Source organism: Pseudomonas sp. GW821-FHT01E05 (assembly GCF_059422425.1).
This window is the reverse complement of sequence record NZ_JBWKWW010000022.1, coordinates 1-13,230: the sequence shown is the minus strand read 5'-3', so window position 1 is coordinate 13,230 and position 13,230 is coordinate 1. Positions and strand designations below refer to the sequence as shown.

10 protein-coding genes are annotated in these 13,230 nt (G+C 59.6%); 4 read left to right on the top strand and 6 right to left on the bottom strand.

Features of this window, described 5'->3' with window-relative positions; all coding sequences use genetic code 11:
* Window positions 1-2: 2 nt before the first annotated feature.
* Window positions 3-2,534 carry an ATP-dependent helicase HrpB gene (gene hrpB / locus AC07W5_RS29145; protein ID WP_495024832.1) on the bottom strand — a complete coding sequence of 844 codons (2,532 nt, stop codon included), beginning with the start codon at window positions 2,532-2,534 and terminating at the stop codon, window positions 3-5.
* A 119-nt stretch (window positions 2,535-2,653) separates the two neighbouring features.
* Between hrpB and pmcY the strand changes: the two genes are divergently transcribed.
* Both pmcY and AC07W5_RS29135 read left to right on the top strand, forming a co-directional pair.
* A complete protein-coding gene (gene pmcY, locus AC07W5_RS29140; protein WP_494995052.1) occupies window positions 2,654-3,073 on the top strand; it encodes a periplasmic Zn2+ metallochaperone PmcY in 420 nt (139 codons plus the stop codon).
* A gap of 30 nt (window positions 3,074-3,103) precedes the next feature.
* Entirely contained in the window at window positions 3,104-3,997 is an 894-nt protein-coding gene (locus tag AC07W5_RS29135; RefSeq protein ID WP_494995051.1) for a cation diffusion facilitator family transporter, read from the top strand.
* Between the two features lie 10 nt (window positions 3,998-4,007).
* On the opposite strand, the gene AC07W5_RS29130 is transcribed toward AC07W5_RS29135, so the two are convergent.
* On the bottom strand, window positions 4,008-5,222 hold the full coding sequence (locus AC07W5_RS29130) for a DUF6515 family protein (protein ID WP_495024831.1): 1,215 nt from the start codon (window positions 5,220-5,222) through the stop codon (window positions 4,008-4,010).
* 414 nt (window positions 5,223-5,636) lie between these two features.
* Here AC07W5_RS29130 and AC07W5_RS29125 point away from each other — a divergent pair, with 414 nt between their 5' ends.
* Entirely contained in the window at window positions 5,637-6,116 is a 480-nt protein-coding gene (locus AC07W5_RS29125) for an Lrp/AsnC family transcriptional regulator (protein WP_040071220.1), read from the top strand.
* A gap of 232 nt (window positions 6,117-6,348) precedes the next feature.
* Window positions 6,349-6,558 carry a DUF2788 domain-containing protein gene (locus AC07W5_RS29120; protein WP_494995049.1) on the top strand — a complete coding sequence of 70 codons (210 nt, stop codon included), beginning with the start codon at window positions 6,349-6,351 and terminating at the stop codon, window positions 6,556-6,558.
* Here the strand turns inward: AC07W5_RS29120 and AC07W5_RS29115 are convergent.
* From AC07W5_RS29115 to AC07W5_RS29100, 4 genes are all read right to left on the bottom strand, one after another.
* Window positions 6,553-7,194, bottom strand: coding sequence for a pseudouridine synthase (locus AC07W5_RS29115; protein WP_495024830.1), 642 nt, complete (start codon window positions 7,192-7,194; stop codon window positions 6,553-6,555). The genes AC07W5_RS29120 and AC07W5_RS29115 overlap by 6 nt on opposite strands.
* A gap of 71 nt (window positions 7,195-7,265) precedes the next feature.
* Entirely contained in the window at window positions 7,266-8,765 is a 1,500-nt protein-coding gene (gene amn, locus AC07W5_RS29110) for an AMP nucleosidase (RefSeq protein WP_494995047.1), read from the bottom strand.
* A 21-nt stretch (window positions 8,766-8,786) separates the two neighbouring features.
* Window positions 8,787-10,436, bottom strand: coding sequence for an acyl-CoA dehydrogenase family protein (locus tag AC07W5_RS29105; protein ID WP_495024829.1), 1,650 nt, complete (start codon window positions 10,434-10,436; stop codon window positions 8,787-8,789).
* A gap of 74 nt (window positions 10,437-10,510) precedes the next feature.
* The gene (locus AC07W5_RS29100) at window positions 10,511-12,901 is read right to left on the bottom strand and encodes a hybrid sensor histidine kinase/response regulator (protein WP_495024828.1); all 2,391 of its coding nucleotides are present in this window, start codon (window positions 12,899-12,901) and stop codon (window positions 10,511-10,513) included.
* Between the last annotated feature and the right edge of the window lie 329 nt (window positions 12,902-13,230).

Genomic DNA, 13,230 nt, shown 5'->3' with positions numbered 1-13,230 from the left:
ACTTACTTACGCGGCTTGATCCGCGCTGTCGCCTCGGCCACCAGCGGGTCATCCGGCCAGTAGTGTTTCGGGTAACGCCCCTTCAGATCCTTCTTCACTTCGGCGTAGGTGCTGCGCCAGAAATTCGCCAGATCCTGCGTCACCTGCACTGGCCGCCTGGCCGGTGACAACAGGTGCAGTTTGACCACCTGCCGGCCGCCAGCGATGCGCGGGGTTTCAGCCAGCCCGAACAGCTCTTGCAAGCGCACCGCCAGAATCGGCGGCTGCTCACTGTAGTCCAGTCGAACCGAGGATCCGGAAGGTACCGTCAAATGGTGCGGCGCCAGTTCATCCAGGCGTTGAGGCAATGGCCACGGCAGCAGGTTATGGACAATGCTGGCCAGTTCCAGATTGGCGAAGTGACTGAGTCGCGACACCCGCCCCAGATACGGCAACAGCCAATGCTCCAGGCCTGCCAGCAGCGCCGCATCGCTGACATCCGGCCATTCGCTGTGCCCCAGGCTGCTCAGATCCAGCTGACGCAACAACGCCACCCGAGCCTGCCACTGGCGCAACTCCGGCGTCCAGGGCAGCAACTCGAGCCCTTTACGTCGCACCAGATTGACCAGCGCCTGGCTGCGTGCCGCTTCATCCAGCCCGGTCAACGGCTCTCGACTGAGTATCAGCTCACCAACCTTGCGCTGCCGCTCGGCTCGTAGCACGCCTTCGCGCTCGTCCCAATCAAGCTGATCGACGTTGCGCACTTGTTCAGCCAGCACCGAATCAAACAGCGCCGGATCGAAATCCGCAGCCAGATAAATCCGCTCTTCACGCTGCCCCTGACGGCTGCCCAAATCAGCAATCACCAACCAGGGTTGTTTCATCAAGCTATCGGCCTCGGCGAACAGCGCGGCGCGACCGTTGGCCAGGCGATACTCCGCGCCACCGGCACGCCGCTGCTGTGCGACGCGATCCGGATAGGCCAGGGCCAGCAGCGCACCCAGCCAGCGCGGATGATCGGGATCGCTGACCGGCTGCAGTGCCTTGCCCCGCAGATAGCCGCGGTACTGCCGCGCCAGTTGCCGGGCCCGCTGAACGCCACCTTGAGCACCGCGAGCCGCTCGCTCTTCGCCCGACAACAGCACCAGCCGGCTGTGCAGATCCGCGCCGGCGCCGCGCAGAATATCCCGCTCGCCCAGCAGCGCGGCGACGTCACAGGCCATGTCCGCCAACCCCAGCGCCTGCCCGCGCAACAACAAATGTGCAATGCGCGGATGCGCCGGCAGTTCGGCCATCGCCTGCCCATGACGGGTCAGTTTCCAGTCATCTGCGGTCTTGCCCTCCAGCGCGCCCAATCGCTCAAGTAAATCCTGAGCCTGTGCATAAGCCGCCGTCGGTGGCACATCGAGCCAGACCAATTGCCCGGGCGTTACGCCCCAGCGACCCAGTTGCAAGGCCAGGCCGGCGAGGTCGGCTGAAAGAATCTCTGCACTGGCATAAGCCGCCAATTGTTCATGCTGGTCTTGCGACCACAGGCGATAACACACGCCCGGCTCCAGACGCCCCGCTCGCCCGGCACGCTGTGTAGCGCTGGCGCGGGAGATCCGTTGAGTATCGAGGCGAGTCATGCCGCTGCCCGGATCAAAACGCGGTACCCGCGCCAACCCGGCATCGATCACCACCCGCACACCATCGATAGTCAGACTGGTCTCGGCGATGTTGGTGGCCAGCACCACTTTGCGCTTGTCGGCGGGTGCCGGCTCAATGGCAGCGCGCTGTGCCGCCAGGTCCAGTTCGCCGTGCAGCGGGCAAAGCAATACCTCAGTGCGCTCGCCCAACGCATCAGCCAGCTGCTGATGCACCCGACGAATCTCCGCTTGTCCCGGCAGAAAAACCAGGAGACTGCCGCTTTCGTCGTTCAGGGCCTCGAGGATGGTCTGCACCAAGCGCGGCTCAATGAATTCTCCAGGCTGAAACGCCCTGCCCCAACGCATCGTCACCGGGTACATGCGCCCTTCACTGCGCAAAATCGGTGCGTCATCCAGCAACCCCGCCAGACGTTCGCCTTCGAGGGTCGCCGACATCAAGAGAATCTTCAGCGGCTGATCGTCACGAAACAGATCGCGGCCATTGAGGCTCAATGCCAGCGCCAGATCAGCGTCGAGGCTGCGCTCGTGGAATTCGTCAAAGATCAGCAATCCGACGCCATCCAGCGCCGGATCATCTTGCAAACGCCGGGTGAGAATCCCCTCGGTGACCACTTCGATGCGGGTGTTCGGCCCTACTTTGCTGTCGAGGCGAATGCGATAGCCCACGGTTTCACCGACCTTTTCCCCCAGCTCACTGGCCAACCTCTCGGCTGCGGCCCGTGCAGCGAGTCGACGCGGTTCAAGCATCAAGATGGTTTGGCCGGCCAACCATGGCTCATTCAATAAAGCCAAGGGCACGCGGGTGGTTTTACCAGCGCCGGGCGGTGCTTCGAGCACGGCTTCGTGGCGTGTCGCCAAGGCTTCACGCAGCGCAGGTAAAACTTCATCAATCGGCAAAGAAATCATGCTGGCTCCAAAACAGAGGCACGAGTATAACGGCGAACTGCCTGGCGTTAATCACGGTCTGAACTGATACCAGCGACGCTCTTTCATCGTTTCGTTTCGAATTTGATCAGGAGATTCACATGCGTATTCCCTCCCGTATTGTTGGCGGCGTTCTGCTCGCCACCCTGTTGACCCAAATGACCGCTTGCGGCTCGATCTTCTTCCCGGATCGTCGTGGGCAGATCGAAGGCAAAATCGACCCGGTGGTAGCCGCCCTCGACGCTGTAGGCCTGTTGTTCTATATCATTCCGGGGCTGATCGCTTTCGGCGTGGACTTCGCCACCGGCGCCATTTACCTGGAGCCGGGCAAGACCGTCCAGGTCGCCCCGGAAAAACTCCGGCAAGCCATCGATGCTGACGGCAAGGTCGATAACCGCAAGTTGCAGGCTATTCTCGAAAGTGAACTGGGCCGCAGCTTTGCGCTGGATGATCCGCGTCTGATTCAATACAAAGGCAGCGTCCAGCAACTGGCCATGTACGGTCTGCAACCCGCCGCTTGATCGCGTGTATTCGAAGGAACGCAAACGCCTATGACCAGTAACCCGGAACACGCTCGCCTGTTGCGTCTGGCGACACGCGCCTCGCTGGCGGTGGCGAGCATTCTGATCGTGACCAAGGCCATTGCCTGGTGGTTGAGTGGATCGGTCAGCCTGCTGGCCGGCCTGACCGACTCGCTGCTCGACGGCGCGGCATCGTTCCTCAATCTCCTGGCCGTGCATTACGCGCTACGCCCGGCGGATGATGACCATCGTTACGGGCATGGCAAAGCCGAGTCGCTGTCGGGTATGGCGCAGGCGTTGTTTATTGCGGTGAGTGCGGTATTGATTGCCGTGCAAGCGATCGAACGCCTGAAACACCCCGAGCCACTGGGAGCCCCCTGGATCGGTATCGGCGTGATGCTCTTGTCGCTGGCACTGACGGTCGCCCTGCTGATGCTGCAACATCGGGTGATCCGCGAAACCGGCTCGACTGCGGTACGCGCTGACTCACTGCATTACCGTTCCGATCTGCTGCTCAATGCCAGCATCCTGGTAGCGCTGGTACTGGCCAGTTTCGGCTGGGAACAACTGGATGCCTGGTTTGGTCTGGCAATCGCCCTGTACATCCTCTGGAGCGCGGTGCAAATCGCTCGGGAGAGTGTGGCGGTGCTGATGGACGAAGAACTGCCGCCAGACGTCAGCCAGCACATGCTTGAGCTGGCCTGCAGCGTACCGGGCGTACTGGGTGCCCATGACCTGCGCACACGCATTTCCGGCAGCCACTGGTTCGTGCAATTGCATCTGGAGTTGCCGGGGGAGCTGACGTTATCCGTCGCTCACGGCATCAGCGATCGCGCTGCCGAGGCGATCAACGCCGCTTACCCACGGGCCGAGGTGCTGGTGCACGCCGACCCGCAAGAAGTGGTGACAGGCGCGAAGGCCTGAGTGCTTCGACCTAATAGGCAACCTGATAACCGCGACTGCTCAAGCAGTCGCCTTGCGCTTGACGGTAGGCTTGCACCACCGCAGGCGCCGGTTGGTAGGTGACGGCCGCGGGATCGAAGCCGCTTTGCTCAACCGCCCAGCGATAGCAATCGTAGCGATCCTGATCGACCTGCTCAGGCGTTTGTCCATTGGCCGGGTAAGCGACCACGTCATAGCCGTTACTGGCGAGTTGTGGTTGAGGTGGATCGACCACTACGTACTGCTGGGTGCTCTCTTCATACGTGTAATACGCGCCGGCCGCGAGGAAGAACAGTGCGCCGCCGATCCACACTTCCTGCGCGAAGTCGGGCAGGTAACTCACGCGGATGCCATGAGGAGGCCTTACCACCACATAACGCACCCCATGTGGGCGATACCAGTAACCGCCAGAGAAGAAGTAATCCTCGCCGCGATATGGCACGCGGAATTCACGATCAGGGAACCGATCGGTCTCGAAGCCAGGCCGATACTGCGGGCCTGGGCCCCAACCGTTGCCGTGCCCCTCCGGACGACCCGGCCAACGATGGTCATTATGGCGGTCGAAATCACCACGCATACCGGCACCACCGACCTGCCAGTTCTGATCGCGATCGTTACGCCGAGGAACGTCCTGATAGTAGCCACGCTGTGGCTCCTGGGTCTGGCGGACGGTATCCGGTCGGCTTTGAATCGGCAGGTTGATGCTCGGCTGCGGCGCCGGCCAACCCTGCCCGTTCGGATCATGCTGCGGACGGTTTTGCCACTGGCCGCCCTGCCCCTGATTCTGGCCGTTGTGTTCGAACTGACGGCTGTTGTCGCCGCGAATAATCTCATTCTGCAGGCGAGGCTGATTGTTTTCTGGTCGCGCTTGATTGATTTGTGGACGTGGCTGATTGATTTCCGGGCGCGGTTGAACGATTTGTGGACGTGGCTGATTCATTTCCGGACGCGGTTGAACGATTTGTGGACGTGGCTGATTCATTTCCGGGCGCGGTTGAACGATTTGTGGACGCGGCTGATTCATTTCCGGGCGCGGTTGATTATTTTCCGGACGCCCTTCGGGGCCATGCTCATGTTGTCCCCCGTCATTTTGACCATTATGTTGGCGAGGTTGCAGCGGATCATCTCGCGCCTCTGCCAGCAATTGCGCGCTGACACTCATGCAAAGCAATCCAACACCTGCCACACGCCAGATGCGCGACTTCATGCTATTCCTCACTGCGGTTCAGGACCTACTCATAAGACTGAAAAAGCGTAGGCCGGTTCTGCAACAGGTTATCAGTCACGAGACTTATTTCGCAGGCAATAAAAAAGGGAAACCCGTCGGCCTCCCCTTGAGAACTTCGTCCGTGCTCGACGCTTATGACGCCGGCTCACCTCACTCCGTCTTCTGGACAGTGTGTAGCCCGGGGGCCGACTCAACCCTGTGGGATTGGCGACCGCAGCTGGCCTGATTCGGCGAGCCGCACTGGACTGTTTGTCCGGGCAGTGATTCTGGTAATAAGAATAGGCTCAAGGCGCCGGCAGAGGATTGCGAAGATTGCTCAAATAAACATGGCTTGCGCAATTTTTAACTAAGGATAGATAATTAGCCGCAATAGTTACGACAAAGGCCTGATCCATGAGCAAACTAGACCGATACGACCTGAGCATTTTGGCGGAATTGCAGCGTGACGCCCGCATCTCCAATCAGGAGCTCGCCGAACGCATCGGCCTGTCACCGTCGCCCTGCTCACGACGGGTCAAGCAGCTGGAAGACGACGGTTATATTTCGCGCCAGGTCGCCTTGCTCGATCGCAAGATGCTTGGGTTGAGCCTGACTGCTTACGTACTGATCGGCATGGACCGCCACACGCCTGAGCGCTTCGAGAACTTCGAAGCGGCGATTCGCAGTCTGCCACAAGTGCTCGAATGCAGCCTGGTGACCGGAATGGACGCCGACTATCAGCTCAAAGTGGTGGTGCCGGACATGGATCACTACCAGAAGCTGCTGCTCGGCCACCTGACCCGCATCGAAGGCGTGACCAGCGTGAGGTCGAGTTTTGTGCTGAATCAGGTGCTCAACAGCACCGAGTTGCCGTTGACTCACCTTCGCAGCTGAACGCAGAAGAAGACCCGTAGCAGTTGGCGTAGCCTACGTTCGGCTGCGAAGCAGTCGCAATCCAGACAACTCGATTGTTGCAGGATAACGCGGTATGGCCTTTCACGACTGCTGCGAAGCCGAACGCAGCCTGCCGGCAGCTGCTACAGCCGACACAGGTCAATGCACCGGCAATCACCCTTGGCGTATACTCTCCTGGCCTTTTTTACCCTGCCTGCGCTGGAGAGTTTCGATGGATCCTGCAGTATTCGAAGAGTGGATGATGACCGGTCTGGTGACCATCCTGATCATTTTCATGGGCTTCATCGTCTGGGATCTGGCGAAAAAATCCAAGGCAGGCAAGTTCGGTACTTTTATTCTGTTCTTTGTACTGGGCCTGGGCATTCTCGCGTTCATCATCAAAAGCGTTGTCATCGCTTATATCGAGAATGGCTCCTCATAGGCTGGCAGGCACTTCCCGCCACTGACCCTGATCAAGCCCTTCAATCGTCCAGTCGCCGATTCGCACGCGTACCAGACGCAGCGTCGGCAAACCCACCGCGGCCGTCATGCGTCGCACCTGTCGATTGCGCCCTTCGCGAATCACCAGTTCCAGCCAACTGGTTGGCACGCTTTTGCGGAACCGCACCGGCGGATTGCGCGGCCACAGCTGCGGCTCTTCAAGTTGCCGCGCCTCGGCGGGCAAAGTCATGCCGTCATTCAACTCGACGCCGTCGCGCAAACGCTGCAATTGCTCAGCGTTTGGCTCCCCCTCCACCTGAACCCAATACGTCTTGGCCAACTTGTGTTTTGGGTCAGATATCCGTGCCTGTAGCTGGCCGTCGTTGGTCAACAGCAGCAAGCCTTCGCTGTCACGATCGAGTCGACCCGCCGGGTAAATACCGGGAATGTCGATAAAATCCTTGAGCGTCGCCCGCCCTTCGCCGTCGCTGAACTGGGTCAGCACGTCGAACGGTTTATTGAACACAATCAGCTTCGGCTCGGCCGGCGGCGCTTTGGCGACACGGCGTGGTGCCAAGGAGGATTGCGGGTTATTCGCGCCAGGGCGGCGGGAGGCGGGACGAGTTGGACGAGACATGGCAAAAAGAACATCTAACGGTCAGGACTGGCAATGCTAGTGCCCTGACCGTCAAATGACCATCGCAACGATCAGCGGAACGGCGGTTCGTCGAAGCTACGCAGCTTGCGTGAGTGCAGCGAATTGAGCTCGGTGCGCAGCAGATCCACCGCAGCAATGCCGATCTTCAAATGCTGGCTGACCGCACGTTCGTAGAACGCGTTGGCCGAACCCGGCAGTTTGATTTCGCTGTGCAACGGCTTGTCCGAAACACACAGCAAGGTGCCGTAAGGCACTCGCAGGCGATAACCCTGGGCAGCGATGGTGCCGCTTTCCATGTCCACCGCCACGGCTCGCGACAGGTTGATCAGCGGGCGCTCCTGAGCCCAACGCAGTTCCCAGTTACGGTCGTCATAGGTCAACACAGTGCCAGTACGCAGGCGTTTTTTCAGATCCTCGCCCTTCTCGCCCGTGATGTTGGCTGCTGCTTGCTGAAGCGCCAACTGCACCTCGGCCAGGGCCGGGATTGGAATATTCGGCGGCACGACCCGGTCAAGAATCCCGTCGCGACGCATATAGGCGTGAGCCAGCACGTAGTCGCCAATGGTCTGCGACTGACGCAAGCCGCCGCAGTGGCCAATCATCAGCCAGCAGTGCGGACGCAGCACGGCCAAATGGTCGGTAATGTTTTTCGCGTTGGATGGGCCGACACCGATATTCACCAGGGTCACGCCATGACCGTCACTGGCTTGCAGGTGATAGGCCGGCATTTGGTAACGATGCCAGACCACTCCAGCGGCAATCGCCGAGGCTTCGCCGTGATCCATGCTCTTTTCGATGATGACGTTACCCGGCAACACCATGCGCACGAAGCGCGGATCAGTGCGCAATTGCTCCAGGCCGTGAAGGATGAACTGGTCGACGTAACGGTGGTAGTTGGTCAGCAAGATCCACGGCTGGACATGCCGCCAGTCACTGCCGGTGTAGTGCACCAAACGACGAAGCGAGAAGTCGACCCGCGCCGCGTCGAACAGCGCCAACGGCAGCGGATCGGTGTTTTCCCAATCGTACAGGCCATCGGCGATACCGTCGCTGGCGGCCGACAAATCGGTACTCGGGAACACCCGCGCCAGCGCCGCAGCAGTGACACCCGAACCGCCGAGCTCATCGCCCTGCTCAACCACGTACGGATAAGGAATGTTCTGCTCGCTGACGCCCACTTCCACCGTCACGGTGAAGTCGTGCATCAGCGGCACCAGTTGCTCCAGCAGATAGTTACGAAAAGCTGCCGGGTGGGTCACGGTCACGCTGTAGGTGCCTGGCAACTGGACTTTGGCGTAAGCCCGAGTGGTCTGCGGGACTTCGCCCTGGCAGAGGTAGGTCAAGCGCAATTCGGGGTAACGAAACAAGGCGCGCTGCTCGGCATCGGGCTCGACCCGATCCTTCAGGTAGCGTTTGAGGGCCTGGCTCAGTGCGGTGGTGGCACGCTCGTGCAGAGCGGCAAGCCGATCCACGGCCTGCTCGGCGGTTTGAACGACAATAAAGGCTTCGGTCACGATAAGCATCCTGTGTTCTGACTTGCAGGCCTTCATCTTGCCTGCAAGTCAGCGCGATCAGAAGCCCTGAGGTGTAGAACGCGCGACAATCGCTTGCACATCCAGGCCTCGCGGCAACGTGCCATAGACTCGACCGGCGGTACCCAGGCGGCTGGCAATGAAAGCATCGCTGACACTGGCATTGCCCGCTTCCAGCAATAGCTTGGCTTGCAAGCCCAGCGCTATGTCTTCTGTCAGCTGCCGAGCGCGGTATTGTATGTCGCTGAAGTCCTGAAATGCGGCTTTCAGATGGGCGATATGCCCGGCCAGGCGCTTGTCGCCATGACCATCGCCCAATTCGGCAAAGAGTGCGTCGAGCACGCCCGACTCTTTCGACAAGGCCCGCAGTACGTCAAGGCATTGCACGTTACCGGAGCCTTCCCACGTCGAGTTCACCGGCGCCTCACGGTACAGACGCGGCAGGATGCTGTCTTCGACGTAACCGGCACCGCCCATGCACTCAGCGGCTTCGTTGATCATGGCCGGTGCACGTTTGCAGATCCAGTATTTGCCCACCGCCGTCACCAGTCGGGCGAACCTGGCTTCCTGTGAGTCGTCGAGATGATCCAGAGCGCGGCCCATGCGCATGCTCAAGGCCAATGCGGCTTCACTTTCCAGCGCCAGATCGGCCAGTACGTTTTGCATCAAGGGTTGTTCGCTAAGCAAACGGCCGCCGACCATTCGATGCGCACAATAATGAGCGGCCTGAGTCAGCGCCTGACGCATCAGCGCGCTGGAACCGACCATGCAATCGAAACGGGTCATGGCAACCATCTCGATGATGGTCGGCACACCGCGCCCTTCCTCACCGACCATCCAGGCCAGAGCACCACGAAACTCCACTTCGCTGGAGGCGTTGGAGCAATTGCCGAGTTTGTTTTTCAGGCGCTGGATATAGAACTGGTTGCGGGTGTCATCCGGACGGTGGCGCGGCAGCAGGAAACAGGTCAAGCCCTTATCGGTCTGGGCCAGGGTCAGGAACGCATCGCACATCGGCGCGGAACAGAACCATTTGTGTCCGACCAGCTCATAGGCTTGGCCCGGACCTGCAGCCCCTACCGGATAAGCCTTGGTGGTATTGGCCCGCACATCGGTGCCGCCCTGCTTTTCGGTCATGGCCATGCCGATGGTGGCGCCGGCCTTATGGGCGATACCGACGTTGCGTGGGTCGTATTCGGTGGCAAGAATTTTCGGTAACCATTGCTCGGCGATGTCCGGTTGCAGTCGCAGCGCCGGCACAGAGGCGAAGGTCATGGTCAGCGGGCAACCGCTGCCGGCCTCGGCCTGGCTGTGCAGGTAGCTCATGGCCGCTCGGGCCACGTGTGCACCGGACTGCGGATCGGTCCAGGGCAATGAAGTCAGGCCATGTTCGACTGCCGTACGCATCAGTTCATGGTAGGCCGGGTGAAACTCCACCAGGTCGATGCGATGGCCATAACGGTCATGACTCGAGAACACGGGTTTGTTCTGATTGGCCAGAAAACCCGCCGCCATCAACGGCCCACCGGCCAGCGCGCCATAGCCATCAATCCGTGCTTCGGCCCAGCCAGCGCCAAATCGCCGCGCCCACTCCTGTAGCGGCAGGTCGATACGATAGAGGTTAGTGCCATCCAGCGGTGGCGGCTGATTGGTGACCTCGTGGGTTTCGGCGAACTGATGCAGGTTCATGACGGGGCTCCTTGGGGGTGGACCAGAACTCCAGTTAATCACCGCCCCCCGCCCGAACAAAGTGGCATATGCGCCTAAATATCGGCGCTTTCACCATACCCAGGACACAGCACCCGGCGATACAAAACCGCCTGTAGCTCCTCGAATTTCACCGGTTTGCTCAAATAATCCGTCATCCCGGCCGCCTGGCAATGCTCACGTTCGGCACTCTGGGCCACCACCAGCACCGGCAGCTCTGCGCTACCTGGCAGAGCGCGCAATTGGCCGCAGATCGAGATGCCATCAAGCTGCGGCAGCTGACAATCGAGCAACACCGCATCAAAGGATTCTCGCCGCAACAGCTCCAGCATCGCCCGACCACTGTCCGCCGTGCGCACTCGATAACCCAACTTGAGCAGCATGCCGCGCACCACCAATTGATTGATGCTGTTGTCATCGACCAACAACACTGTGCACTCCTGAGGCACACGACGAACAATCGGCGCACGCCCTTTGAAGGTTTGCTCAGCCTGGGACGGCTGCACGCTGCGAACATCGAACTCGACGTCCAACTGGAAACGACTGCCGCGTCCAAGCTCCGATTGATGGGTCAAACGCCCGCCCAACAGTTCGATCAACTGCCGGCAAATTGCCAGACCGACTCCCAACCCGCCGTACTCGCGGGTCATCGAACCGTCGAGCTGGAAGAATCGCTGATACAGGGTGGCTTCATCCAGATCGGTGAACCCGATACCAGTGTCGATCACTGCGAAGGACAGCGCCATCCGCCCCTCGTCCGCCGACTTTCCGGTCACCCGCAACACCACCCCACCCACGCGGGTGAACTTGATGGCGTTGTCCAACAAGCACTCCAGGCATTGAATCAGCTTTGTGTTGTCACCTTGCAGGCGGTCTGGCAGACCCGTCGCCACCTCGAACTCAATATCCAGCGCCTTGCTCATGGCATTGGCGGCGAACTGCATTCGCAGCCTGTCGAGCACGCCACGCAGGCTGAAATCTTCCGTTTGCACCTTGAGCCTGCCGGCCTGCAACTCCGTCAGGGTCAGGATGCCATTGACCATGCGCATCATGTCCCGCGCCGAGCCGGCGGCAGTCTGTTGGTATTGCTCCAGCTCCGGTTCCATATCCATGGTCTGCATGAGTTCCAATGAACCGATCACCCCGTTCATTGGCGTGCGCAACTCATGGGTCAGGGTCGCAAGAAACTCATCCTTGAGCCGGTTGCTGTGGGCCAACGCCTGGTTCAACACTTCGAGTTTCTGACCGGCATCGAACAAAGTCTGGGCCTGCTGTTCGCGCATCGAATTGATACGATCGGCCAGCGCCAGCGACAGCAATGCCACTTCAATTGCCGAACCGATCTGACTGGCATACATGGTCAAGAACACGTTAGGCAGATAACCCAACACCATCAGCGTGTTGATCACGCCACCAAACAGAAACGCCGACCAGGCGATGATGAAATACCGCGCCACTCGCAGACCGCGCCACCAGGCAAAAATCCCTGCTGCGAAGATCGTCACGGTAAAGGCCAACGCCAACGCCGTCGCCAAACGCAAGGCCAGGGCATAGCTGGTCATCAACGACAGTGCAATCACCACCGCGCTGCACGCGATCAGCAGCAATAGCAGCCGATCGAGCCAGCGGCTGTGGCGGGCCATCTGCAAAAAGCTGCGGGCAAACTGACTGCCGAACAAACCCGCAGCACCGATGAAGAAAGGTGTCGAGGCGTTGGCCCACCAAGGGTTGTTCGGCCAGAAATACTCGACCGCGGCACCATTCACCGACAGTTGGTACAAACCGAACGAAGCGATATAGAGGATGTAGTAGAGATAGCTGGTGTCACGTACAGCGAGGTAGATGAACAGGTTGTAGACCAGCATGCCCAGCAGTACGCCATAGATCAGGCCCAGTACATACAGACGCACCGGTTGCTCTTCCACAAAGGCGGTACTCGACCAAAGGGTCAGCGGAGCCTGGATCGAGCCTTGGCTTTGCAGGCGCAGATACACGATTTTGTGCTGATCCGGCGCGAAATCCAGGTCAAACAGATAGTTATTCTGGCGGATCTGCCGGCTGGAAAACGGCAAGGCGTCGCCCGTACGCTGGACCAATTGATAGCGGCCTGCAGCATCGGGGAGGTACAAGTCGAGGTGATCAAGGGGCGGATAGGCCAATTCCAACAACCAGTTGCGCTGAACGGCAGGGTTGTTCGGGCGGTAATGCAAATCAATTTTCAGCCAGAATGCCGAGTGAGAGTAACCGGCATTGAGGGTGGCTTTATCGTGAGTTTTGAAGCTGCCGGCCAGTGCCTGCGAACTGACATCGTCAATACTGGCCTCGCCGCCCACGTCTTCGAACACCTGCATCACCCGGCCCAAAGGGAGGCTTTGAGTGAACTCATCAAACTCGGTCGCGCAAGCCAGCATCGGCAAGCTCAACAGCAACATCAGCAAATAGCGCATAAAGCCCCAGCGTGGCCTGTCCGGTTGTGTCAGGAAGCCCCCCATTCCCTTTGAGTAGACGTAAAACCGGCATTACCTGTTATTGGTTTGGATCCACTCTAGCATAGCCGTTGATGGCCATTGAACACCATTAAAAACTTTAGTTTAAAGGCTCTAGAACGGGCTTCTCAGCGAAATAAGTTGATCTAGAGCTGTTTGTCTGATCAGGTTGTGATAAGGCCCGTGCAAGCAACTGTCGCTACATGCCTTTGCAGGAGCAGCCGGTCGACGCTCGATTGCTCGCGATGGTCGTTAACGATTACGCGTGCTTCCTGACGAAATGCGTCAGC